The organism is Asticcacaulis sp. (genome assembly GCA_024707255.1).
GTDB lineage: Bacteria > Pseudomonadota > Alphaproteobacteria > Caulobacterales > Caulobacteraceae > Asticcacaulis.
In genome coordinates, this window is record JANQAC010000001.1 from 1,864,827 (window position 1) to 1,888,516 (window position 23,690).

At 60.8% G+C, this 23,690-nt stretch carries 20 protein-coding genes, 1 tRNA gene and 3 pseudogenes; 10 read left to right on the plus strand and 14 right to left on the minus strand.

The window, feature by feature from the left end:
- Window positions 1–146 precede the first annotated feature (146 nt).
- From NVV72_09135 to NVV72_09155, 5 genes are all read left to right on the plus strand, one after another.
- Complete coding sequence (locus NVV72_09135; protein MCR6659494.1) at window positions 147–1,445, plus strand: D-tagatose-bisphosphate aldolase, class II, non-catalytic subunit; 1,299 nt, start codon at window positions 147–149, stop codon at window positions 1,443–1,445.
- On the plus strand, window positions 1,438–2,601 hold the full coding sequence (locus NVV72_09140) for an SIS domain-containing protein (protein ID MCR6659495.1): 1,164 nt from the start codon (window positions 1,438–1,440) through the stop codon (window positions 2,599–2,601). The genes NVV72_09135 and NVV72_09140 overlap by 8 nt, the downstream gene beginning before the upstream one ends.
- A gap of 8 nt (window positions 2,602–2,609) precedes the next feature.
- Window positions 2,610–3,593, plus strand: coding sequence for an N-acetylglucosamine kinase (locus tag NVV72_09145; GenBank protein MCR6659496.1), 984 nt, complete (start codon window positions 2,610–2,612; stop codon window positions 3,591–3,593).
- A 135-nt stretch (window positions 3,594–3,728) separates the two neighbouring features.
- Window positions 3,729–4,871 (plus strand): glycoside hydrolase family 88 protein, encoded by a 1,143-nt coding sequence (locus tag NVV72_09150; GenBank protein MCR6659497.1) that lies wholly within the window; start codon window positions 3,729–3,731, stop codon window positions 4,869–4,871.
- A gap of 9 nt (window positions 4,872–4,880) precedes the next feature.
- Window positions 4,881–6,047 carry a DUF4861 domain-containing protein gene (locus tag NVV72_09155; GenBank protein MCR6659498.1) on the plus strand — a complete coding sequence of 389 codons (1,167 nt, stop codon included), beginning with the start codon at window positions 4,881–4,883 and terminating at the stop codon, window positions 6,045–6,047.
- Here NVV72_09155 and NVV72_09160 read toward each other — a convergent pair.
- Window positions 6,044–6,991 carry a glucokinase gene (locus NVV72_09160; protein MCR6659499.1) on the minus strand — a complete coding sequence of 316 codons (948 nt, stop codon included), beginning with the start codon at window positions 6,989–6,991 and terminating at the stop codon, window positions 6,044–6,046. The genes NVV72_09155 and NVV72_09160 overlap by 4 nt on opposite strands.
- 192 nt (window positions 6,992–7,183) lie before the next feature.
- Window positions 7,184–7,259, minus strand: a tRNA-Ala gene (locus tag NVV72_09165).
- Between the two features lie 116 nt (window positions 7,260–7,375).
- Between NVV72_09165 and NVV72_09170 the strand changes: the two genes are divergently transcribed.
- On the plus strand, window positions 7,376–7,693 hold the full coding sequence (locus NVV72_09170) for a YggT family protein (protein MCR6659500.1): 318 nt from the start codon (window positions 7,376–7,378) through the stop codon (window positions 7,691–7,693).
- Window positions 7,694–7,701: 8 nt separating this feature from the next.
- Window positions 7,702–7,965, plus strand: a complete 264-nt coding sequence (locus NVV72_09175) for a DUF167 family protein (protein MCR6659501.1) — start codon at window positions 7,702–7,704, stop codon at window positions 7,963–7,965.
- A 311-nt stretch (window positions 7,966–8,276) separates the two neighbouring features.
- Here NVV72_09175 and leuB read toward each other — a convergent pair whose 3' ends face one another.
- The 9 genes and pseudogenes from leuB to NVV72_09220 all read right to left on the minus strand — a co-directional run bounded on the left by leuB (window position 8,277) and on the right by NVV72_09220 (window position 16,617).
- Window positions 8,277–9,344, minus strand: coding sequence for a 3-isopropylmalate dehydrogenase (gene leuB / locus NVV72_09180; protein ID MCR6659502.1), 1,068 nt, complete (start codon window positions 9,342–9,344; stop codon window positions 8,277–8,279).
- Window positions 9,344–9,937, minus strand: a complete 594-nt coding sequence (gene leuD, locus NVV72_09185) for a 3-isopropylmalate dehydratase small subunit (GenBank protein ID MCR6659503.1) — start codon at window positions 9,935–9,937, stop codon at window positions 9,344–9,346. Before leuD ends, leuB begins: the two co-directional genes overlap by 1 nt.
- A 3-nt stretch (window positions 9,938–9,940) precedes the next feature.
- Window positions 9,941–11,349 (minus strand): annotated as a pseudogene (gene leuC / locus NVV72_09190) (3-isopropylmalate dehydratase large subunit).
- A gap of 208 nt (window positions 11,350–11,557) precedes the next feature.
- Window positions 11,558–12,502: a branched-chain amino acid transaminase gene (locus tag NVV72_09195; protein MCR6659504.1), complete on the minus strand. Its 945-nt coding sequence runs from the start codon at window positions 12,500–12,502 to the stop codon at window positions 11,558–11,560.
- A gap of 161 nt (window positions 12,503–12,663) precedes the next feature.
- Complete coding sequence (locus NVV72_09200) at window positions 12,664–12,942, minus strand: ACT domain-containing protein (GenBank protein ID MCR6659505.1); 279 nt, start codon at window positions 12,940–12,942, stop codon at window positions 12,664–12,666.
- A pseudogene (gene ilvG, locus NVV72_09205) lies at window positions 12,920–14,606 on the minus strand (acetolactate synthase 2 catalytic subunit). Before ilvG ends, NVV72_09200 begins: the two are co-directional and overlap by 23 nt.
- 103 nt (window positions 14,607–14,709) lie before the next feature.
- On the minus strand, window positions 14,710–15,717 hold the full coding sequence (ilvC, locus tag NVV72_09210; GenBank protein MCR6659506.1) for a ketol-acid reductoisomerase: 1,008 nt from the start codon (window positions 15,715–15,717) through the stop codon (window positions 14,710–14,712).
- Between the two features lie 29 nt (window positions 15,718–15,746).
- Window positions 15,747–16,358, minus strand: coding sequence for a dihydroxy-acid dehydratase (locus NVV72_09215; protein MCR6659507.1), 612 nt, complete (start codon window positions 16,356–16,358; stop codon window positions 15,747–15,749).
- A gap of 109 nt (window positions 16,359–16,467) precedes the next feature.
- A complete protein-coding gene (locus NVV72_09220; GenBank protein ID MCR6659508.1) occupies window positions 16,468–16,617 on the minus strand; it encodes a hypothetical protein in 150 nt (49 codons plus the stop codon).
- Between the two features lie 435 nt (window positions 16,618–17,052).
- Between NVV72_09220 and NVV72_09225 the strand changes: the two genes are divergently transcribed.
- The gene (locus tag NVV72_09225; GenBank protein ID MCR6659509.1) at window positions 17,053–17,904 is read left to right on the plus strand and encodes an alpha/beta hydrolase-fold protein; all 852 of its coding nucleotides are present in this window, start codon (window positions 17,053–17,055) and stop codon (window positions 17,902–17,904) included.
- Window positions 17,905–18,257: 353 nt separating this feature from the next.
- Window positions 18,258–20,124 (plus strand): annotated as a pseudogene (ilvD, locus tag NVV72_09230) (dihydroxy-acid dehydratase).
- A 3-nt stretch (window positions 20,125–20,127) separates the two neighbouring features.
- Here the strand turns inward: ilvD and NVV72_09235 are convergent.
- Together NVV72_09235 and NVV72_09240 are read right to left on the minus strand one after the other, a co-directional pair.
- A complete protein-coding gene (locus NVV72_09235; protein ID MCR6659510.1) occupies window positions 20,128–20,397 on the minus strand; it encodes a hypothetical protein in 270 nt (89 codons plus the stop codon).
- Between the two features lie 106 nt (window positions 20,398–20,503).
- Window positions 20,504–20,824, minus strand: a complete 321-nt coding sequence (locus NVV72_09240; GenBank protein ID MCR6659511.1) for a hypothetical protein — start codon at window positions 20,822–20,824, stop codon at window positions 20,504–20,506.
- 195 nt (window positions 20,825–21,019) lie between these two features.
- Between NVV72_09240 and NVV72_09245 the strand changes: the two genes are divergently transcribed.
- Window positions 21,020–21,697 (plus strand): DUF4197 domain-containing protein, encoded by a 678-nt coding sequence (locus tag NVV72_09245; GenBank protein ID MCR6659512.1) that lies wholly within the window; start codon window positions 21,020–21,022, stop codon window positions 21,695–21,697.
- A gap of 1 nt (window position 21,698) precedes the next feature.
- On the opposite strand, the gene NVV72_09250 is transcribed toward NVV72_09245, so the two are convergent.
- Entirely contained in the window at window positions 21,699–23,597 is a 1,899-nt protein-coding gene (locus NVV72_09250; GenBank protein MCR6659513.1) for an EAL domain-containing protein, read from the minus strand.
- Window positions 23,598–23,690 lie beyond the last annotated feature (93 nt).

A 23,690-nucleotide genomic window follows, 5' to 3' on the forward strand; every position in this document is an offset into this window, starting at 1 on the left:
TTTTTTTGTTTCGAATTATACGGTCGATTCGTCAAAAATTTGCAAAATCGCAATTTTATATGTTTCGTTTTCATTGTTTTGGTTGCGTTGTTGCTTGTGTTGCGGTAAGAGTCGCTTTAACAAACCTGCCATGAAAAGGACAAGCCATGAAGGCCATGCTCGATCTGGTCGCCCGCCACAAGGCCGGCCAGGCGGTCGGTATCACCTCGGTCTGCTCGGCGCATCCGCTGGTCGTGGAAGCGACCTTTGCTCATGCCTTGAAGAGGAAATCCGACGTTACCCTGATCGAGGCCACCTGCAATCAGGTCAATCAGGATGGCGGCTATACCGGCATGAAGCCGGCCGATTTCGTTGCCTTCGTGTACGCCATCGCCGATAAGGCAGGCCTTGACCGCAAGCGCATCCTGCTGGGCGGCGATCACCTCGGTCCCAATCCATGGACCGATCTCAGCGCTGATGAAGCCATGCAAAAGGCCGAGGTGCTGATTGAGCAGTATGTCGCCGCCGGCTTCCGCAAGATCCACGCCGATTGCTCGATGTCGTGCGCCGATGATCCGGTTCCCCTGCCGGAAGACACCATCGCCCGCCGTACCGCGCGTCTGATAGCCATCGCCGAAGCGACCCACGTCAGGGTTGGCGGCGAACCCCCGGTCTATGTCATCGGCACCGAAGTGCCGGTGCCCGGTGGCGCCCACGAAGACCTGCCGGAACTGGAAGTGACCACGCCCGAAGCGGCGCTGGCCACTATCGAGACGCACAAGGCGATCTTCGCCGAACTGGGCCTGTCTGCTGCCCGGCCGCGAGTCATCGCCACGGTCGTCCAGCCCGGCGTCGAGTTCGACCATCACAAGGTCATCGACTATGACCGCGCCAAGGCCGTGCGCCTCAGCCGCGCTATCGATGACCTGCCGACGATTGTTTTCGAGGCCCACTCGACCGACTACCAGACGCCCAAGGCGCTGAAACAACTGGTCGAGGATCACTTCGCCATCCTCAAGGTCGGTCCCGGCGTCACCTTCGCCCTGCGCGAGGCCCTGTGGGCGCTCGACGCCATCGAAGGCGAATGGATCGCGCCCGACAGACAATCCGGCTTCCGCGAAGTGGTGATCGATCGCATGACCGCCGAGCCGAAGAACTGGGCGAAATATTATCATGCCACCGGCGCAGCCCTGCAGTTCGACCTGCAATACAGCCTGTCGGATCGCATCCGCTATTACTGGCCGGATAGTCAGATTCAGGCGGCGCAAGGCAAGTTGTTCGCCAATCTCACGCAGTCGCCGCCGCCGCTCGCCCTGGTCAGCCAGTACCTGCCGGACGCCTATGCGCTCATTCGTGACGGCGGCCTGAAATTGACGCCAGAAAACCTGGTGATCGCCCATATCGGCGCCACCCTCGATGCCTATCTGGCCGCCTGTACGCCTATATTGGAGTTGATTGATGCCTGACCCTGTAACTCAACTTGGTATCGATGAGGCGGAGCTGCAAAGGCTGGGCGCCTTATGGACGGCGCGCGAAATCGAGCAGCAGCCGGAAATGCTGCGCCAGACGCAAGCGATCCTGTTCGCACAAAAAGCCGCGGTCGAAGCCTTTCTCAAGCCGCTGCTTGATCGCAAGGCGCGCATTATTCTGACGGGCGCCGGCACCTCGGCCTTTATTGGCGAATGTCTCGCGCCGGCACTTTCGGCACGGCTGAAGGCGCGCGTCGAGGCCATCCCGACCACCGATCTGGCCTGCGCCCCGCAGCTCTATTTCGAGACGGATACGCCGACCCTGCTGGTCTCCTTCGGACGCTCGGGTAACAGCCCCGAAAGCGTCGCCGCCGCGCAACTGGCCGATCGCTTCGTCACCGATCTGCATCATTTGGTCATTACCTGTAATGCCGAGGGGGCGCTTGCGGCCTATGGGCAAGGCGCCAGAGGCCTGACCATTCTGCTGCCGGAAGCGACGCACGATCGTAGCTTCGCCATGACCTCCAGCTTTTCGTGCATGACCTATGCGGCGCTGGCGGCCTTTACCGGCATCGAGCAAATGCAGGGCCGCATTGAGGCGATTGCCACGGCGACGCAAAGCGTACTGACCGACTACACCGCCGCCATGAAGCAGACGGCCTCTGAAGGCTATGAACGCATCGTCTATCTTGGCAGTCATATTTTCCAGGGGCTGGCGCGTGAATCGGGCCTTAAGCTGCTGGAACTGACCAATGGCGGGCTGGTGACCATGTTCGATTCGCCGCTCGGTTTTCGTCATGGTCCGAAGACCATCGTCAACAGCAAGACCCTGGTCGTCGTTTTCTTCTCCAACAATGCCTATACGCGCGGCTATGACGGCGACCTGCTCGATGAACTGCGCAGGGATAATGACGCCGCCCGTGTCATCGCCATTACCTCGCAGGATGGCGTCGGTGTCGAAGCCGCCGATACGGTGCGCATTAAGGGGCTGGAAACGGCCGACGACACCGACCTGCTTTTCCCCTATATCATTTGCCCGCAGGTTTTCGCCTTTTACAGATCCCTGCACCATGGCCTGACGCCCGACAAGCCGAACGCTTCGGGCACGGTCAATCGCGTCGTGCAGGGCGTGCGCATCCATGAACTGGGGTAGATCGGATAATGGGGTATCTGTTAGGCGTCGATGGCGGCGGCACCAAGACCGAATTCGTCTTGGTCGATGCCGAAGGCCATGTCAGGGCCACCCATCAGGGCGGTTCGTGCTACTATATCCAGATCGGCGTCGATGGCCTGCATGAACTGCTGGCCGAAGGTGTCCAGGCCGTGCTTTCGCAGGTTTCCGGAAAGCCGGAAGATATCGATTTCGCCTTTTTCGGTCTGCCGGCGCATGGCGAGGATTCCATCGCCGAACCCATGCTCGATGTCGTGCCGGAAGCGGTGCTCGGCCACAGGCGTTATGCCTGCGGCAATGACATGATCTGCGGCTGGGCCGGATCGCTCGCCGGTGCCGACGGCATCAATATCGTCGCCGGCACGGGCTCGATCGGTTATGGCGAACATGGTGGCCTGTCGGCGCGCGGCGGTGGCTGGGGCGAGGTTTTTTCCGACGAAGGCTCGGCCCACTGGATCGCCATTTCCGGCCTTAATGCCTTCTCGCGCATGGCCGATGGCCGGCTGGCCAAAGGGCCGCTCTATGATGTGTTCATGCAGGCGCTGGAGCTGAAAAACGACCTGGATATCTGCGGATATGTCTTCGGCCGCGAAGCGCCCTCGCGTGACAGGATCGCCGCCATGTCGAAGCTGGTCTCGCAATCGGCCGAGGCGGGCGATCGCGTGGCGTTGAAAATTTTCGATTCGGCGGGCTATGAACTGGCGGCCATAGTCGATGCCATTCGCATGAAGCTGAACTACGCACCGGATGAATCGGTGGCCCTGTCCTATTCCGGCGGTGTTTTCAAATGCGGCGAGTTGATCCTTGAGCCGTTCCAAAAGTACCTCAACCAGTTTTCGATGATGCCAGATAGCCCCCGCTACGACCTGCGCAAACCGCTCCATGCGCCGAGCATCGGATCGGCGCTTTATGCGGCCAGGCGGCTGGGACGGCCGTTCAGTGCCGATGTGCTGGCTACCCTGCCGCGCCTGTAAAAGGCTGGCGTAACGCATCTGCCTGTTTGACAAAAGCCCATCTGCCATTGATGTTTGTCGGATACAAAAAAGGCAGGAAGCGGCATGGATATCTTCAGGATCAAAATAGCCCGGATCTGGATGATTTGCGGTCTCATGTGTGTGCTGCCGGTGCCGATGATGGCGCAGGCGCAGGCCGCAGCGGCGCCTGTCAGCGCCAGCTCGATAAAGGTATCGTTCGCGCCGGCGGATGTTATCGCCCTGACCGAAAAGGTGGCCGATTATCAGATCGCCACGCTGGCCGCCGGCTGGATACCGCCCAACGCCTCCTGGGATACGCCGGACCCGAAGGGCTGGGTGCAGGGCGCGCTGTTCGTCGGCCTGACCGACATGGCCGATCACAGCCAAAACCCGATCTACAAAGACCTGATCCTGGCGCGCGGCGAGGCCAATAAATGGGAACTCGGCAAGCGCGTCTATCATGCCGATGACCATGTCATCGGCCAGTCCTATCTGTGGGCCGCGAAACACGGCGCTCCCGCCGATGTACTGAAGCCGATGCAGGCGCGTTTCGACGAGATCCTGGCCAAGCCGGCCGACGTCACCCTGATCTATCCGGCGGAAGGCGATGCCAACTGTACCGATCGCTGGTGCTGGTGCGACGCCCTGTTCATGGCCCCGGCTACCTGGATCGGGCTTTCCGCTGCCACCGGTGATCCGCGCTATGCCGAATTCGCCAAAAAGGAATTCTGGGCCACCTATGACGTGCTTTACGACAAGGACGAGAAGCTTTTCTACCGAGATGCCCGTTTCTTCGACCGCCGCGGTCCGAACGGCGAAAAGGTCTTCTGGAGCCGAGGCGATGGCTGGGTCTTTGCCGGACTGGCACGCATCTTGGAAGTTCTGCCGGCCAGCGATCCCGACCGCCCACGCTTCATCGCACTTTACAGGGAAATGGCAGCGAAGATCAAATCGATCCAACTCGATACCGGCTACTGGGCGCCCTCCCTGCTGGCAGACCCGAAGACCGCGCTGCCGGAGACCAGCGGCACCGCCTTCTATACCTACGGCCTGGCCTGGGGTGTGCGGAATGGCACGCTCGACCGCGCCGAATACGAACCGGCCATCCGCAAGGGCTGGGCGGCTTTGGTGGCGGCGGTTCATCCAGATGGCAAGCTGGGCTATGTCCAGCCGGTCAGCGATCGTCCGGATAATGTCGGTTATGACGACACCCAGTTCTACGGCGTCGGCGCCTTCCTTCTGGCCGGCACCGCCGTGGCCGATCTCAAGCTGCAATAGGAGAATGTGATGCGCCTGATATCCGTTGTTGCTCTTGCGCTCATGGCCACGGGTGCAAATGCGCAAAGTCTAACCGTGCATAATCCCGGTCTGGCGCGCGATAATGCCGTGATCGATCTGCCCGCACCGATGGATGCGAGAGTGCAATCTGTCAGAATCGGTGACGCAATCTATCCGGTGCAGGCGCTTAATGCGAAATTCCGCCTGGTAGCGCCGCTGAAAGCCGGTGACACGACCGTGACCTTTTCGCCAGATCCCGCGCCCGAACAGCCCCGGCGTGTGTTGGTGACGCTCAATATCCAGGATGGCGGTCATCTTGAAGGCGAGCCGAATAAAGGCGGTGCCATCACCGGCGGCACCTTTCATCTGCGCGACACCTTCACCTCGCCGCCGGACCATTTCATACACGACGGCCTGATCGCCTTCGAAGGCATCGGTTGGGAATCCGACAAGGTGGCCTATCGCCTCTATCTCGATGAGCGCAATGTCACCGATATCTTCGGCAAATATGGCTCAGGCATGATCTTTCCCAAGGTTGGCCATGGCTTTGATGACTACCAGTATCCGGTGGCCTGGGGTGGCGATATCTTCAAGGTTGGGGCGTCCCTGGGCGTCGGCGGTATCGGGCTGCTGCGTGATGGCAAGGCGACCCAGATCGGCCCTTCGACCATTACCGGCAAGGTGATCGCCAATGGACCGGTGACGGCCATCGCTGGCGTCGATGCCGATGCCATCGGTGGTGGCAAGGGCAGCATCCACGCCACCTATGCCATCACCGCCGGCAGCGTTATCACCGAAGTGACCATAAAGGCCGATCAGGTGTCAGAGCCACTTGTCACCGGCCTGACTGTCCATCCCGGCGACCAGGCATTCACCCCGCAAGCCGGTGGTGACTGGACCTATATCGCCGCCTGGGGGCCGCAGGAGCACGGCCCCGATCCCATCGGCTGGGCGGTGTTCTATCGGGCTGCGGATGTCACGGGCGCACCGGTCAATGACGGCCAGACCCTGTTTGTGCAGTTCAAATCGACAACCGATGCGAACTACCGTTTTGGCGCCCGCTGGACCCAGGAAGGCAAGGACGCCGTGCCCGGCATCCGCGACCTCGCGGGCTTCAAGGCGTGGCTGGAGCAGACGACCGATGAATTAAACCATCCGCTGACAATCGGCTATTAATCGAACAGCGTCGCCAGTCCGATCAGTTCCATATCGGTGACGACGGTGCGCCAGACCGGAATCCGGCCAAGAAAACTACTGAAGGATGGGTTGTTGGTAAAGCGCGCGGCGAAAACATCCGCGTCGAAGGTGTCGCCGATAACATCCATCAGGGCGCCGGCCAGATATATACCGCTGGTGGCGCTCATGATCAGGGCGATATCGGCGGCCATGTCGGCCAGCCAGACCGTGGTCAGGTGGATAACCTCCCGCGCGATGGGATCGCCTGAGCGGGCGCGTTCGACGATTTCCGCGGGCGACAGTTCGGGCGCGGTCTGGTCATCGAGAGCATGGAGAATGGTCCACAGATCGCGGAAGCCCTGTTGCGACATCGCCGTTTCGCGCACCACGCCGCCGCGCAGGTCGCGCAGGCCATTGATGACCTGCCATTCGCGCTCGGTTTTGGCCGCCAGACTGGAATGTCCGCCCTCGCCGGGCAGGGCCGTCCAGCCGCCGGCGCCATCGGAGAGCAGGGCGGCATTGCCCAGGCCGTAATTGGGGCCAAGCACCAGCATGACAGTCTCTTCGCCCGGTTGGCCTTCCTGGACGCTGATTCGTTCGCCGCGGCGCAGTTTGGGCATGGCCAGGGCGCGGGCGACAAAGCAATTGACCAGGTTGACGCGCTGGATATCGAGCGCCGTCCGCAAGTCTTCACGCGTGATCTCCATGCCGTCTTCCAGGCGCGTCAGCCGGCCGTTCTCTTCGGAACGGCGGGCGGAAACGGCGGCGCCTTTCAGTTTCGGATGGCCATGAGCGTCCAGGAAATGCGCCAGCGCCACATCGAAATCGGCCCGGCTGGTGCAGATGAAGGTGGCGGCTTCGCCGGGGCGCCGCCCGATCTCCGCCAGCGCAAAGCTAACGCGCGCACCCTTGGAAAAGTCACAAACCAGCACCTGTTCAGTCACTGGACACTCCCCGAATTACTCTGTTGCGGCTTTTCCGCCGCTTATTATCGGAGCTTACGCGCCCACTGTTAAGGCAAGCTGAATCCTGCAAAGTGCAGATTTAAAGGTCGAGTAACAGGGCCTTCCCAGACCGGCATGAAGTGGGCTGGATTGCATTTGTCGATGGACGGGGAAAACCGGGAAGGGGCACGGTGGTGGAGCTAAGCGGATTCGAACCGCTGGCCTCCTCATTGCGAACGAGGCGCTCTACCAACTGAGCTATAGCCCCGTGCCGTTCGGTGGGTGTCTTATTAAGGCAAGTTTGCCGCCTGTCAAGCGGTCCTTAACTTGTAACCGATAGGGAATACCCTATATTCACAGACGTAGTCAGATCAGGGGTTCTATATGCCAGTCGGTATCGCCGGTTTTCTTTATTTTGTGGTCAATGGCCTGTTCGATATTATCATTCTGGCCCTGGTACTTACCGCAATCCTGAGCTGGCTGGTGGCTTTCAATATCATCAATACGCGCAATCGTGGCGTCTACATGATACTCGATGTGCTTGACCGCATCACCACGCCCGTCCTGGCACCTTTTCGCGCCATCATCCCGCCGATGGGTGGGCTCGACATCAGCTTTATCGTCGCCTTTCTCGTCATTCGGGGCATTCAGGGTTTTCTGCTGAAACCGGCTTTCATCACGCTGTACCAACTCATTGGTTAGCCCCAGCCATGCGGCTGTTTGTCCGCCTGACGCCTAAGTCGTCGGTCGAGCGTATCGATGGTTGGGATATGGACGATAAGGGCCGCCGGTTCCTGAAAGTTCGTGTGCGCGCCTCGCCGATCGAAGGGCGCGCCAATGAGGCCCTGATCATTTTCCTTGCCAAGTCCCTCAAACTGCCGAAATCGCGCCTGACACTGGTGGCCGGCGATACGTCGCGCCTCAAGCAGATCGAGATAGACGGATTGGACGAGACCGAACTGGACAGTTTTTAAGTTTTGAACCACGAACCACACGATTCAATGGGGTTCTGTCTGGCTGTGATTAAGAGGATCACGGACAAGCACGGAAGGAGACGGAACCACACGGAAATATGAGATATCTCTAATCTCTGCGCCCGAAGGGCTTTCAAATGCGCGCGCCGAAGCAATAATGACATGAAAGCGCTTTGCGCAGAAGACGTCACACAAAGAATTCCGTGTGGTTCCGTCTCCTTCCGTGTTTGTCCGTGATCCACTTTCCTTTACAAGAAAAAGGCCCCGATGCTTGCGCACCGAGGCCAGTTCACCTTTGCGAGGTGGCTCTGTTACGCGGCAACCGTGGCGGCAGCGCGAATCTGGTCATTGATGGCGGCCGAGACCTGGCTGCCCGAAGCGGTACCGCCGAGATCGCGCGTCAGCACGCCCTTTTCAACGATGGTATCAATAGCCGCATCCAGTGCGTCAGCTTCTGTCAGCAGGTTGAGCGAGAAGCGCAGCAGCATGGCGACCGACTTCAGCGTGCCGATCGGGTTGGCGAGGTCCTTGCCGGCGATATCCGGTGCGGAGCCATGGATCGGCTCATAGAGACCCTTGCCGGAGGTGCCCAGCGAAGCCGAGCCCAGCAGGCCGATCGAGCCCGGCAGGACCGAGGCGAGGTCGGAGAGGATGTCGCCGAACATGTTCTCGGTCACGATCACATCGAACGCCGTCGGGCGGGTGACGAGGTGCATGGCCATCGAATCGACGAGGTTGTGTTCCAGCTCGACGTCGGAATATTCAGCCTTGTGCAGCTTCATGACGGTTTCGCGCCACAGGCGGCTGGTTTCGATGACATTGGCCTTGTCGACCGAGGTCACCTTGTTGCGGCGCTTGCGGGCGGCTTCAAACGCCACGCGGGCGACGCGTTCGACTTCTTCCACCGTATAGACGCATTCGTCCGTGGCTGAGGTCTCGGTGCGGGTCTGCTTGCCGAAGTAAAGACCGCCTGTCAGTTCACGGACGATCAGCATGTCAGCGCCTTCGACCACTTCGCGCTTCAGCGGCGAACGGTGTACCTGCGAGGCCTTGACCTCCATCGGGCGGAGATTGGCGAACAGGCCCATCGACTTGCGCACGGCCAGCAGACCCTGTTCCGGGCGCATCTTGCCTAAGTCCCACTTCGGACCACCGACGGCGCCGAGCAGGACGGCATCGGCTGCCAGACAGGCCTTGTCGGTTTCTTCCGGGTACGGATTATTGTCCATATCGATGGCAATGCCGCCAATGCGTTTTTCATCGAAATTGAAGGTGTGGCCATAAACCTCGCCGATCACCTTCAGGGCCGATACGCCGGCGCTAGCCACTTCGGGGCCGATGCCATCACCCGGCAGGACGACGATATTAAAAGTGCCCATTACGCTGCGGCCTTTCCGTTTGATTTTTCGTAAGCTTCGATTTGCGGCAGACGCTTTTGCAGCCAGCCCATGGCGTCCACGCCTTCCAGCAGGCACTGGCGGGCGAATTCCTCGACCTGGAAAGTGAAGACGGTGCCGTCTTCCAGGGTCAGGGCGCAGGATTCGAGATCGACAGTGACGCGCTGCTGCGGATCCTTGAGCAGCTTATCATAGGTCGTCTGGTCGACCACTATCGGCAACAGGCCGTTCTTGAGCGAGTTCGACTTGAAGATGTCGGCGATCTCGGTCGAGATGACGGCCTTGAAGCCGTAATCCATCAGTGCCCAGGGCGCGTGTTCGCGCGACGAACCGCAGCCGAGATTATTGCCGGCCACCAGCACGCGATGCTCATTGGCGTCGATGGTGTTGAGGATGAAATCCTTGTTCGAGCCATCGGCATTGTAGCGCCAGTCATTGAAGGCCACCTTGCCGAGACCGGCCTTGGTGGTGGTCGTCAGGAAGCGGGCGGGAATGATCTGGTCGGTATCGATATTGGCTTCCGGCAGAACGACGATGCGCGACGAGAAGCTGTTTACGGGTTCCTGGTTGGACATGGATTAAGCCTCCTCAAGAGCCATGAATTGACGGGGATCGGCCACGTGGCCGGCGATGGCGGAGGCGGCAGCGGTGGCCGGCGAAGCGAGCACGGTGCGCGAACCAGGGCCCTGACGGCCTTCGAAGTTACGGTTCGAGGTCGAGACGGCCAGTTGCCCCGGCAGGACGAAGTCACCGTTCATGGCGATGCACATCGAGCAGCCCGGCAGACGCCATTCGGCGCCGGCGTCGGTGAAGATCTTGTCCAGGCCTTCCTTTTCGGCCTCGACGCGGACCCATTCAGACCCCGGCACAACGAGGGCGCGCACGCCTTCGGCGACCTTGCGGCCCTTGAAAATTTCCGCGGCGGCGCGCAGATCGGCCATGCGGCCGTTGGTGCAGGAGCCGATGAAGACAACATCGACCTTGGCGACATCGCGGCTGTCGCCGCCATGCAGGCCCATATATTTCAGGGCGCGTTCCTGATCTTCGTTGGTGGCGACAGGGACGCCCTTGACGATCGGCGCGCCCTGGTCAGGCGAGGTGCCCCGGGTGGCCATCGGCTCAATGGCCGAACCATCGATACGGATTTCCTTGTCGAAGGTGGCGCCTTCGTCGGAGGCCAGCTTCAGCCACTCAGCGGCGGCGGCATCATAGTCTGCGCCTTGCGGCACATATTGACGGCCGCGCAGCCACTCAACCGTCTTGGCGTCGGGGGCGATCATGCCGCAGCGGGCGCCGGCTTCGATGGAGAGGTTGCAGACCGTCATGCGGCCTTCCATGTCCAGCGCTTCAATAACCGGGCCGGCATATTCCAGCGCGTAGCCGGTGCCGCCGGAGAAGCCCAAGGTGGCGATGACCGTCAGGGCGACGTCCTTGCCGGTGACGCCGGGTTGGAGCTTGCCGTCGATGGTGATGCGCATGGTCTTGGGCTTGCGCTGAGCCGGCACTGGGTGGCGAGGACGTGGCCGACTTCCGAGGTGCCGATGCCGAAGGCGATGCAGCCGAAGGCGCCGTGGGTCGAGGTGTGCGAGTCGCCGCAGACGACCGTGTAGCCCGGCTGGGTCAGGCCCATTTCCGGCCCGATGACGTGGACGACGCCGCGGTTTTCGGCGTCATAGCCGAAGAGGCGAACGCCGTTTTTGGCGGCATTCTGTTCGAGCGTATGGACCTGGATCTCGGCCTGCTTGGTGACGTATGGGCGGTTGCCCTGCGCGTCGGGGCGCAGGGTGGGAATCGAGTGGTCCAGGGTGGCAAAGGTGCGATCCGGGCGGCGGACCTTCAGGCCGCGCGCTTCCAGTTCGGAAAATGCCTGCGGGCTCGTGACTTCGTGGACCAGGTGCAGGTCGATATAGAGCACGGCAGGGCTGTTGGCGCCCTCCGGCTCGACGACGTGCGCGTCCCATACTTTTTCAAACAGCGATTTAGCCATGGTTTCGTCTCTTGTTTAAAGGAAGTAAGAACCCCCACCACCACGAGCCATTCGTTGCGTGTCTTCCGAAGAGCCGGCTCGCGGTCCCCCTCCCCGATGAGTTGGGGAGGTACGATAACGAGCCTTCTTTTCTTATACCTCCCCGGCTTGCCGGGGAGGGGGACCACAAGCGAAGCGCAGTGGTGGTGGGGGTTCTTACTTTACAAATTTACTCGGCCGGGACGGGCGCCTGGATCGGGTCCAGCCAGCCGAAGCGGTCTTCCGTGGTGCCGTTGAACAGGCCGTGGAACAGGGTCATCAAACGCTTGGTGACCTTGCCGGGACCGGCGGCGCGGGTGGGGATATCGTCGACCGAACGGATCGGGGTAATTTCCGCCGCCGTGCCGCACATGAAGATTTCATCGGCCAGGTACATCATCTCGCGCGGCAGGGCCTGTTCGATGACTTCGATGCCATCGGCCTTGGCCAGCTTGATGATCGAATCGCGCGTGATGCCGCCGAGGATGGAGGCCGCGACCGGCGGGGTGTGGATCTTGCCGTTCATGATCAGGAACAGGTTTTCACCGGCGCCTTCTGACAGACGACCATCGGTGCCCAAACCAATACCCTCAGCATAGCCACGGCCGCGCGCTTCCTTGCCGATCAGGTAGGACGACAGGTAGTTGCCGCCCATCTTGGCCGCAGTCGGGATGGTGTTCGGCGCGGCGCGCTGCCACGACGAGATGCAGACATCGACACCCTTTTGCAGGCCCTCTTCACCGAGATAGGCGCCCCACGGGAAGGCGGCGACGGCGAAATCGACCTTGATGTTGTCGCCCTTCGGCGTGACACCGAGGCCGTTTTCACCGAGGAAGGCGACCGGACGCCAGTAGGCGCTTTTCAGGCCGTTGGCGGTCAGCGTGTCCTTACAGGCGGCGATCATCTGATCGAGCGTGTAGGGAATCTTGATGCCGTAGATGCGGGCGGAATCTTCCAGGCGGACCAGGTGGTCGCGCAGGCGGAAACCGACGGAACCGTTCGGCGTGTCATAGGCACGGATGCCTTCGAAGACGGAGGTGCCATAGTGCAGGGCGTGGGTCAGGACGTGGACCTTGGCGTCTTCCCAGGCAACCATTTGACCGTTCAGCCAGATTTTGTCAGCGAGTTTTGTCATGTTCAGCAATCTTGATATGTTCGTATTGGGGAGTTCTGTACGCCTTTTCACAGGCGCCAAAAAGAGGGGTTTTGCCTAAAACAACCCAAATACTTGGCCGGGGCCGCGACCACGGCCCCGATGTCCCACATCCTCAATCCTTATTGTCTTCGCCTGAATGCTCATGCACTGACCTTGCTCTTTGCTGCCGGCGCCGAAGCACCCCGCGGATCACCGGCCAGACGCCTGATGCCGTAAAGGCGATCGATCTGCAGGCCCAGTATATCCGTGTTGCGGGAGGGATCACGCGGACGCACTGTCAGCGACAGGCCGCGCTTGTCCTCGCCGAGATCGTAGAGTTCAGCCCCATCGATGTTGAACCCCCGTCGCTCGACGAGGCCCAGAATTCGCAGGAGGCTGCCTTCGAGGCGATCCAGCTCAATATGAATCAAGTGGCTCATCCCAACGCTCCTCCATCATTTCCGCATTCGAGGCGCCTGGGGGAACCAGGGGCCAGACGTTTTCGCGCGGATCAATTAACACATGCAACAGGGTCGGACCCTCGGCGGCCAGCAGCTTGTCCAGCGCCCCCTCGACCTCATGGCGATGGGTGATGCGGAAGGCGGACAGGCCAAAGGCGCGGGCGACCTCGACGAAGTCGGGATTATCCGACAGATCGATTTCACTGTAGTTTTCCTGGTAGAACAGTTCCTGCCACTGGCGCACCAGGCCAAGCGAGGAATTGTCCAGAAGAACGATCTTCAGGGGGATGTTGTAGCGATTGAGCGTCGCCATCTCCTGAATGTTCATCATGAAAGAGCCGTCGCCGGAAATAGTGACGACGTGATGGTCAGGCCGGGCCAGCTTGGCGCCGACACCGGCCGGCAAGCCATAGCCCATGGCGCCGGAACCGCCCGAGGTCAGGTGGCCGCGGTTGTGGGCGAATTCGCAGTGCTGTGCCACCCACATCTGGTGCTGACCAACGTCACAGGCGGCGACGAACTTATCACCGGCCTTTTCCGAAAGCGATTTCAGCAGGCCCGGCGCATAGATGCCCTTGCCCGGTGCATTGTACTTGAAGCGGTATTCCCACTTGTCGGCCTTGCACTTCTCGACCCACTTCTGGATACCCTGAACCTTGGGATTCAGGTTTTCGATAGTGGTCTTCAGGTTGCCGACAATGGCAACGTCGGCCTTGCGCAGCTTGTTGATCTCGGCCGGATCGATGTCGGCATGGATGATCTTCGCATTGGGTGCGAAGGCGTTCAGCTTGCCGGTGGCGCGGTCATCGAAACGCGCGCCGAGCACGATCAGCAGGTCCGAATCCTGGACAGCGATATTGGCGGCGCGGGTGCCGTGCATCCCCAGCATACCGAGGAACAGGTCGTCGGTGGTCGGGATCGTGCCCAGGCCTTTCAGGGTCGAAACCGCCGGGATGCCGGTGCGGGCGACCAGGGCGCGCAGTTCGGCCGAAGCATGGGCCATTTCAACCCCACCGCCGATATAGAACAGCGGGTGCCTGGCCTGCTCGATCAGCTTGTCCGCGGCCTTGATGGCGGCGGCGTCCGGTTCGGGCGCGGTCCATTCCGGGAAGGTAGCGGCGCCGGAAACGGCGACGAAGCTGGAGGCGACGTCCTTGGGGATATCGACCAGAACCGGGCCCGGACGGCCTTCGGCGGCGATGGCGAAGGCTTCGGACAGAATGGCCGGGATATCGGCGGCGTTGCGCACCAGCCAGGAATGCTTCACGATCGGCAGGGTCAGGCCAAGGATATCGACTTCACTGGAAGCCGTCGGTGCCCATCAGGTGCGTGGCGACCTGGCCGGTGATGCAGACCAGCGGAACACTGTCCATATAGGCATTGGCGATGCCGGTGATCAGGTTGGTGGCGCCGGGGCCGGAGGTGGCCATGCAGACGCCGGTCTTGCCCGTGGCGCGCGCATAGGCGTCTGCGGCAAACGCCGCGCCCTGCTCATGGCGCACCAGGATATGCTGCAAACCAGAACCGGCCAAAGCATCATAGATGGGCATGATGGCGCCGCCCGGATAACCGAACACGGTCTCGACCCCCAGCGCCTTCAGCGTGGAGATGACCAGTTGTGCGCCTGTCGGTTGGTTGCTCATCGGTAAAAACTCGGAAAATCTTGAAAGGGTGCGGCGGACCCGCCTAGGTCCGCCGCCGCCACTGGATTGAACCCGTCCAATCCAGGGTAACGTTTATCGATGCTTATGCGTCGACATTGGCCTTGTTCTGCAGCCAGCTCATGCGGCCGCGCAGATCCTTGCCGACCTTTTCGATCGGGTGGTTCAGGTCGGTGTTCATCAGCGAGTTGTAGCGCGGACGGCCGGCCTGGTTTTCCAGGATCCATTCACGGGCGAAGGTGGCGTCCTGAATGTCCTTCAGAACTTCGCGCATACGCTCGCGGGTTTCGGAATTGATGATGCGCGGGCCGGAGACCAGGTCGCCGTACTTGCAGGTTTCCGAAACGAAGGAGTGCATCTTGGCGAAGCCGCCTTCATACAGCAGGTCGACGATCAGCTTCAGCTCGTGCAGAACTTCGAAATAGGCGATTTCCGGACGGTAGCCGGCCTCAACCAGGGTTTCGAAGCCCATCAGGACCAGCTCGGTGGTGCCGCCGCACAAAACGGCCTGTTCGCCGAACAGGTCGGTTTCGGTTTCTTCGCGGAAGGTCGTCTCGATGACGCCGCCGACGGTGCCGCCGATGCCGCGGGCATAGCCCAGGGCCTTGCGGGCGGCCGTGCCGGTGACATCGCGGTCAACGGCGAACAGCGACGGCACGCCGCGGCCGCGCTGGTATTCGCGGCGGACGAGATCGCCGGGGCCCTTCGGGGCAACCAGGATGACATCCATGTCGGCGCGCGGCACGACGCGGCCATAGAGGACCGAGAAGCCGTGGGCGAACAGCAGGGCCGCGCCCTTGGGGGCGAAGGGCTCGATGATGTCCTTGTAGATATCGGCGTGCGACATGTCCGGGGTCAGGATGGCGATGATGGTGGCGTCGGCAATCGCGTCCTTGATTTCGGCGGTCTGCAGGCCATCATGGGTGGCCTTTTCGTAGCCGGAACCGCCCTTGCGGACGCCGACGATGACGTCGGCGCCGGAATCGCGGAGGTTCTGGGCATGGGCGCGGCCCTGGCTGCCGTAACCGATGATGGCGATGCGTTCGCCCTTCAGGCTGTCCGGCGAAACGTCGTCATTGGTGTAGATCTTCACAGTCGTCTCCAAGGTATGGGTATTGAGGATTAAAAGGAACCGTCGCGGGTGACCGAGGTCACCATGCGGGCATATTTTTCCAGGGCGCCGGCGCCGAAGGTCTTTTGACCCGGCTTTTGCATCCTGGCGGCACGGCGCATGTCGATATCGGCGAGGATATCGATGCGGCGCGCCGCGATGTCGATGTGGATGATGTCGTCGTCATTGACATAGGCGATGGGCCCGCGCGCCGAGGCGGACGGTGCGACCTGGCCGATGATGGCGCCCGAACAGGCGCCGATATGGCCGTCCGTGATGAGGGTGACGCGCTCGATGCCGGTGCCTTCCAGGGCGGCACTGATGTCGCCGAGATCGTCGGCGCGATAGGCCCTGTCGCCTTCGTGACGGATGATGACGATGTCGCAATCGTGTATGCGGCCGGCATGAACCGCGGCCAGGGCGTCGCCGGCGGATTCAAAGACGCGGGCGCGGCCGTCATAGGCTTCGGTCGTGAAACCATCGAGGCGGATGACGCAGCCGGCAGGGGCCAGCGAACCATGAAGAATGGCGAATTCCCCCATTTTCGTGGCTTGCGAGGCGCGTACCACAGCAGCCGAACCGTTAAAACGGGTGGCGCTCTGCGTGTTGATCTGGCTCTGCATGGTCACGATAAAATCTCTTCTGGTTCAGATATTGAGATGTGCGAAAAAATCCCGCTCAGGTCTGGAGCGGGAGGATGTATCCTCTTTAGTGCGGGTGTTTAAACCTGCGCTACCACTCCGAAAGCATGGGGCGTACGACGCCCCCAATAAGCAGCGATACGATGTCGAGTACAATGACAACCATGACGAACGAAGTCGCCAGAGCGCGAAGCTCTTGCGTCTTGTTCTTTGCAATGGCGATGGCCGAAGCCTTGGTCATAACTCAACTCCGCGCTACCCCGGATGGGTGCGTTATCCACATATAGCCAGAACTCTTTTCAAATTGCAAAGGGAAATTTGGAAAAATTTTTCGGCAATTCAAGATATTACGGCGATGCAGCAAAAAATTTTTTCTTCATTTTTTAAATTTCGGGTAAAATTATTCAAAAATGGGGGTAAAATCACGAAAAAGGGCAGGGCGGAAGGCTAAAAAACGCAACAATCTGTCCCCTGTATAATCGCATTCTTCCCTTACGGCAGAGCGGTGTCTTGTCATGCGCCATTTCCAGCCTATCATGGAGATTATAATGAGGGGAACCGCCATGAAGATATTCGCCGCCGCTGCCATCGCGCTCTGCCTGGCCCTGCCGGCTTTTGCGGATGACGTCCGGAAACCGGGTGATTATCCGCTTGGTCCCGATTCCAGGTCCAGGCGGTGCCGCACGGACAGGTGATCGGGCCGGTGGAGTTTCACTCGAAAGCGATTCCCGGCACAGTGCGGCGCTACTGGGTCTATGTGCCGGCGGGCTACAGCGCCACCACACCTCCCAACCTGCTGGTGTTTCAGGACGGCCAGCGCGCGCTCAATCCGGGCGGGCCGCTGCGCATCAATACGGTGCTGGATAATCTGATTGCGAAAGGTGATATCCCGCCGACGCTCGGTGTCTTCGTCACGCCCGGCAATGTCAGCGAGCACTATCCCGATAATCTTGGCATGAACAATCCGGACCACCGCGCCGAGGAATATGACGCCCTGAGCGACGATTATGGAAAGATGCTGCTCGATGAGCTGCTGCCGGAAGTGGCGAAGACCTACGCCTTTTCCAGTGATCCGAAAAAACGCATTATCGGCGGCACGTCATCCGGGGCCATCGCGGCCTTTACCGTGGCCTGGAATCATCCGGACGCCTTCGGCAATGTCATCAGCATGATCGGCAGTTTCACCTCGATCGGTATGCATCCGGCGACCGCGACCACACCGTTCATCCCCGGCGGCGACACCTATCCCGGCCTTATTCGTAAATCGAAGATCCGGCCTTTACGCATATTCATGCAGGACGGCTCGAACGATCTCGACAACGAACACGGCAACTGGTTCCTCTCCAGTCAGCAGATGGTCAAGTCTTTCGAATGGGCCAATGCCAATGCCAATGCCGATCAGTGGAAACTTGGTCCGGCGCGTTATGATCTCAAATATGTCTGGGGTGACGGCAGCCATTCCGACCAGCACGGCGGCTCGATGCTGCCGGATATCCTGCGCTGGATATGGCGGGATGAGGGGAAGTGAGTAAAGTAAGAAAGCCCACCACCACGCCTTTCAGGCGTGCTCCCCGGCACCGGCCGCCCGGCTCCCCGACAAGTCGGGGAGGTATAATAAGAGTATATTTGCTTACTTATACCTCCCCAATTTATTGGGGAGGGGGACCGCACGACGCGCGTTAGCGCTAGATGCGGTGGTGGGGTTTCTTACTTTCTTGCCCCCGATACAAAATCATTGCCTAAAATCGGATGAGGACTATATAGACCCCCATCCCGCAAAGCCTTGCTGTGCTTATATTTGCTTACGCAGGTAACGAGTTTTTGTTTTACCGCACTTTTTAGCCCAAAAAGTGCGTCACACTTTTTGGAAAGTGCTCTGTCATGCCCGCCTTACGTTCCCGCACCACCACCTTCGGCCGCAACATGGCGGGCGCGCGGGCGCTCTGGCGGGCCACCGGCATGAAGAACGAGGACTTCTCCAAGCCGATCATAGCGGTCGTCAACTCTTTCACCCAGTTCGTGCCGGGTCATGTCCACCTGAAGGATCTCGGCCAGCTTGTAGCGCGCGAGATCGAGAAGGCCGGCGGCGTCGCCAAGGAATTCAACACCATCGCGGTCGATGATGGTATCGCCATGGGACACGGCGGGATGCTCTATTCGCTGCCGTCGCGCGACATCATCGCCGACAGTGTGGAATACATGGTCAATGCCCACTGCGCCGACGCCATGGTCTGCATCTCCAACTGCGACAAGATCACGCCGGGGATGCTGAACGCCGCCCTGCGCATCAATATCCCCGTCATCTTCGTGTCCGGTGGCCCGATGGAAGCCGGCAAGGTGGTTTGGCCCGACGAAACCGGCAAGGCCAAGACCCATGTGCTTGACCTCGTTGACGCCATGATGCAGGCCGGTGACGACCGCATTTCCGATGCTCAGGTTCAGGCCGTCGAAGAAGCCGCCTGTCCGACCTGTGGCTCGTGCTCGGGCATGTTCACCGCCAATTCGATGAACTGCCTGACCGAAGCGCTTGGCCTCTCCCTGCCCGGCAACGGCACGACCCTGGCCACCCACTCCGATCGCCAGCGCCTGTTCTGCGAAGCCGGCCGCACCATCGTTGATCTGTGCGAGCGCTGGTACGGCGAGGACGACGCCTCGGTCCTGCCGCGCTCGATCGCCACCAAGGAAGCGTTTGAGAACGCCATGACGCTTGACGTCGCCATGGGCGGCTCGACCAATACGGTGCTGCACATCCTCGCCGCCGCCCAGGAGGCCGGCGTCGATTTCACCATGCAGGACATCGACCGCATTTCGCGCAAGACACCGTGCATCTGCAAAGTGGCACCGGCCTCGTCAGAAGTACATATCGAGGATGTTCACCGTGCCGGCGGCATTGTCGGGATCTTGGGGGAACTGCATCGCGGCGGCCTGATCCATGGTGAACAGCCGACCGTCCACAGCCCGTCCATGGCCGCAGCCTTGGCCCACTGGGACATCAAGTCCTCCAACGACTCTTCAGTGGCCGAATTCTTCAAGGCGGCGCCGGGCGGCGTGCGCACCACCCAGTGCCTTCTCGCAATCGAAGCGCTGGGACGAACTCGACACCAACCGCCAGACCGGCGTGATCCGCTCGGTCGAGAACGCCTTCACTAAGGATGGCGGCCTGGCCGTGCTTTACGGCAATATCGCCGAAAAGGGCTGCATCGTGAAAACCGCCGGGGTCGATGAATCGATCTGGAAATTCACCGGCAAGGCGCGCGTGTTTGAATCGCAGGACTCGGCGACGACGGCAATCCTGAATAACCAGATTGTCGAAGGCGATGTCGTGGTCATCCGTTATGAAGGCCCCAAGGGCGGACCGGGGATGCAGGAAATGCTGTATCCGACCACCTATCTGAAATCCAAGGGCCTGGGCAAGGCCTGCGCCCTGCTGACCGACGGCCGTTTCTCCGGCGGCACCTCCGGTCTCTCCATCGGCCACGCCTCGCCGGAAGCGGCGGCGGGCGGCCTGATCGCCCTGGTGGAAGACGGTGACTCCATCGAGATCGATATCCCCAACCGCACCATCCATTTGGTGCTGTCCGACCGCGAGATCGCCGAACGTCGCGCCGCCGAAGAGCATCGTGGCGCGGAGGCCTACACGCCGAAGAACCGCGAACGTTATGTTTCCAAGGCGCTGCAAGCCTATGCGGCGCTCGTTACCTCGGCCGATACCGGCGCCGTGCGTGACCTGGGGCAGTTGAAGAAGTAAGTTCTAAAGGCGCCCCTGCTCATCCGTCTGCAATGGCCGTGATACGGTGGTGTGGCCGAAGGTGGAAACCGGATAGGTCAGGGCCGGAGCGGGTTCCGGCGCTGGCGTTTCTGATGGCGCGGCGCTGGTTATCATCCCCAGAAGGCGCTCGGTTTCCTGTCGCGGCCGCCTCAGGCGGTCGCGGAGCCCGCGTGCCAGCCAGTCGCCGATCGGCAGGCCGATCACAAAGGCGGCCAGCAGAATGAGAAAGCCCTGTAGCATCAGGAGAATCATGAGCGCCGGCGCCTTTTCCGGCTGATCCAGCGTTCGGCGAAGCCGCAGGCAATGCCGAGACACAAGGCGATGACTATGGCGCCGCGCAGTTCATAGATCAGGTAGATCATGGGGCTATCCTGATCCGGGTCACCGGCCCCCGAACCGGGCCATAGCCGCCCGGCAGGGTTTTGACGGCCTCAATGGCCGGCTTGAGGTCCTGGGCCAGGCAGGGGGCTGCCACATCACCGGACTGGGGGCGGCAGGCAAAGGTCACCGTTTGGCCATCCACCTGGGCTTCGATATCAGTCAGGCCCCGGTCGGCCAGGGCCAGATCCATTTCCGATTGCAGGCGCGTCTCGACGGTCCGGCCGGCACGGGGCAGAACCAGGGCGGAGAGAACAACCAGCGCCACAAAACCCGAAAAATAGATTGCCCCCCGCTTCACTCAACGCCCCCGAAGCTTTCTGCCGCGAAATTAACAGCCACTAAGCGAAAGGTTAATGCTTTACGCCAGGTTGCACAACGGCAGTGCGGCATAAATACGCCTGGTGTCACCTAAATACCTCGCATATGCACTGAAAAGGCACGCGACAGGCCGCCGATTTGCTGTAGATTTGGCACCAGAACAGCGGAGGGCGGAATGGACAGGCGGTTTTTACTGACGGGCATTGTGAGCCTGGGGGCGATGGGTTTTGCGAAGGATGCCCTGGCAAAACTGTCCAATGCGGATGCGCAAGCCGGATTGCGCGCGGCCCTGAAACAGGGCGCGGATACGGCCGTGACGCATCTCTCTCAGACCAATGGCTACTGGGGCGATCCCCAGATCCGCATTCCCCTGCCGAAGCCGCTGGCCAGCGCGCAAAAGCTGCTGAAACCGCTCGGCCAGTCCGGCCTGCTCGATGACCTGCATCTGCGTATGAACCGCGCCGCCGAAAGTGCCGCCCCGGTGGCGCGCAGCCTGTTCGTCAATGCCATCCAGACCCTGACCATCAATGATGCGGTGGGCATCATCAGGGGCGGCAATACGGCCGGCACACTCTACCTGCAAAAGAAGACGACGCCGGCCCTGACAGCCGCCTTCACCCCGCCAATGGAAAACGCCATGCAGGCCAGCGGCGCGGTTGACTATTTCGACCGGGCGATCAAGCGCAATAACCTGAAAAGCTATTTCCAGACCGATGCCAAAACCTATCTTGGCCAGTACGCCACCGGTCTTGCCCTGCAGGGCCTGTTTATCTTTGTCGGGCGTGAGGAAACCGCCATCCGCCGTGATCCGGCCAAGCGGACCGCGCAGATTCTGAAGACGGTCTTCGGCTGATTCAGGCGCGCTTTTCTTCCGCCGCCGCCAGCCAGGCCGGCACATCCGCGTCCGTCATCGGCTCGGCGAAGTAATAGCCCTGCACCATCCGGCAGCCGAGTTCGCGTAAGATGGCCAGTTGCGCCGCCGTTTCCACGCCCTCGATGATGCAGTCCAGTTCCATATCGGTGCAAAGCGCGGTCAGTGACTTGACGATCTTGAGGCTGACGGGATTTGAGTCGATGTCGGTGATGAAACTGCGGTCGACCTTGATCTTGTCGAGCGGCAGGCGGTGAACATGGCTCAGGCTCGAATATCCCGTACCGAAATCATCGAGTGAAATGCCGGCGCCCAGCGCCTTGAAGGTCTGAATGGCCGCCTGCGCCTGCTTGAAATCATGCGACACGGCGGTCTCGGTAATTTCGAAATCGATGCGCTTCGGATCGACCCGGCTACGGTTGATAATGGCTATGATCTGCACCACGGTTTCCGAATCCGCCAGGTCGTGCGCTGACAGGTTGAATGACATGCGGATATCCGCCGGCCATTGCGCCAGCGCCGCCAGCGCCTTTTTCAGCAGGGTCTTGGTAACGCCGCGCACCAGCCCGGCGCGTTCGGCCACGGGGATAAAGCGATCGGGGCTGACATGGCCGAGCGTCGGGCTGTGCCAGCGCGCCAGAGCCTCGAAGGCCCGAACCCGGCCTGTGGTGATATCGACGATCGGCTGAAAAACCATGGACAGTTCGCTGTCGAGATCGGCATTTTGCAGGGCCTGCTCGATGACACTGTGATTGCGGATCTGTTCCTCGTGTTCCGTGGAAAAGATAACCATCTGTCCGCGCTGATGACGCTTGGCGTGGTAAAGCGCATAGTCGGCGCGTTCAAACAGCGCCTGCGGATCGGCGGCCGATTGCGGATAGCCGGCCACGCCAATGGACGAGCCTAAAAGCGCCTGCGAACTGCCGACGGCATAGGGCAGGCGGATGATGTCGCTGATCGCCGTGCCCAGCCAGCGCAGTTCATCGCGCGTGGGGCTGCCGGAGACGATAAAGCCGAATTCGTCGCCGCCCAGCCGCGCCAGGATGATATCGTCACCGCAGGCTTCCTTCAGGCGCTGCGCTGCCTCGGTCAGGACGCGGTCGCCGGTCATGTGGCCATAGGTGTCGTTGACCGGCTTGAAGCCGTCGAGATCGATAATGCCGATGGCGAAGGCGCCGCCTGTGGTTTGGGCCCGCTCGTGCTGCTTCGTAAGTTCGGCGAAGAACCAGCGGCGGTTGGCGAGGCCCGTCAGGCTGTCGAGATTGGCGATACGGAAATTTTCGTCGCCAAGCCGGCGCGTTTCGCTGCGCGATTCCACCAGCCGGGCGAAATCACGCGAATAGATCAGCAGGACGATGATCATGGCGGCCGAAACGAAGACCAGGTTGAGCGCCATGGCCTTCAGGCTCGTCTGCGGTTGCAGCAGGAAGAAGATAATAAAGGGGATGTTGACGATCAGGGTCACGATAATCGCCGCTGAGCGCATGTGCATCAGGCAGAAGATGCAGCCGATAACGGTCACCGCCATGTAAAAGGCGACATGGCCGTGCGCATAGGCATCGCCGTAACCATACAGGGTAAGTCCCCAGGCCGTGAAGGCAGTGGATATGATGACGGCCAGGCGGTTGGTCTGGCGCAACTGCTTGAGGACCATCTCGTCCGTCGGCTGCCTGCGCGAACGGGTGACCCATTTGACCAGGCGCAGAATGCAGGTCAGGCACAGCAGCGTCGGCAGGGCCACGGTCAGCCAGAACGGCGCCACCTTGATATAGCTGGTGGCCACGGCAATCGTATTGGTCGTCAGCAGCAGGTAGAGCAGAGGAATCTGTTTGGCGAAGGCGTCATACTGGGCACGCGACAGCTCCGCATTTCCAGAGGGCACCCGGAAGACATTCATTACGCGCTGAAAAAGCAATAATCCGGACACCAATACCCTGCACCTGTCTCCCGCCCTCTGACGGCGGCGGGTACAACC

Bases quoted from the DNA above. Each gene is read 5' to 3' on its own strand.
- NVV72_09135 (MCR6659494.1), top strand. From the start codon at position 147: ATGAAGGCCATGCTCGATCTGGTCGCCCGCCACAAGGCCGGCCAGGCG.
- NVV72_09140 (MCR6659495.1), top strand. From the start codon at position 1,438: ATGCCTGACCCTGTAACTCAACTTGGTATCGATGAGGCGGAGCTGCAA.
- NVV72_09145 (MCR6659496.1), top strand. From the start codon at position 2,610: ATGGGGTATCTGTTAGGCGTCGATGGCGGCGGCACCAAGACCGAATTC.
- NVV72_09150 (MCR6659497.1), top strand. From the start codon at position 3,729: ATGTGTGTGCTGCCGGTGCCGATGATGGCGCAGGCGCAGGCCGCAGCG.
- NVV72_09155 (MCR6659498.1), top strand. From the start codon at position 4,881: ATGCGCCTGATATCCGTTGTTGCTCTTGCGCTCATGGCCACGGGTGCA.
- NVV72_09170 (MCR6659500.1), top strand. From the start codon at position 7,376: ATGCCAGTCGGTATCGCCGGTTTTCTTTATTTTGTGGTCAATGGCCTG.
- NVV72_09175 (MCR6659501.1), top strand. From the start codon at position 7,702: ATGCGGCTGTTTGTCCGCCTGACGCCTAAGTCGTCGGTCGAGCGTATC.
- leuB (MCR6659502.1), bottom strand. From the start codon at position 9,344: ATGGGCACTTTTAATATCGTCGTCCTGCCGGGTGATGGCATCGGCCCC.
- leuD (MCR6659503.1), bottom strand. From the start codon at position 9,937: ATGTCCAACCAGGAACCCGTAAACAGCTTCTCGTCGCGCATCGTCGTT.
- NVV72_09195 (MCR6659504.1), bottom strand. From the start codon at position 12,502: ATGACAAAACTCGCTGACAAAATCTGGCTGAACGGTCAAATGGTTGCC.
- NVV72_09200 (MCR6659505.1), bottom strand. From the start codon at position 12,942: ATGAGCCACTTGATTCATATTGAGCTGGATCGCCTCGAAGGCAGCCTC.
- NVV72_09215 (MCR6659507.1), bottom strand. From the start codon at position 16,358: ATGCAGAGCCAGATCAACACGCAGAGCGCCACCCGTTTTAACGGTTCG.
- NVV72_09220 (MCR6659508.1), bottom strand. From the start codon at position 16,617: ATGACCAAGGCTTCGGCCATCGCCATTGCAAAGAACAAGACGCAAGAG.
- NVV72_09235 (MCR6659510.1), bottom strand. From the start codon at position 20,397: ATGATTCTCCTGATGCTACAGGGCTTTCTCATTCTGCTGGCCGCCTTT.
- NVV72_09245 (MCR6659512.1), top strand. From the start codon at position 21,020: ATGGACAGGCGGTTTTTACTGACGGGCATTGTGAGCCTGGGGGCGATG.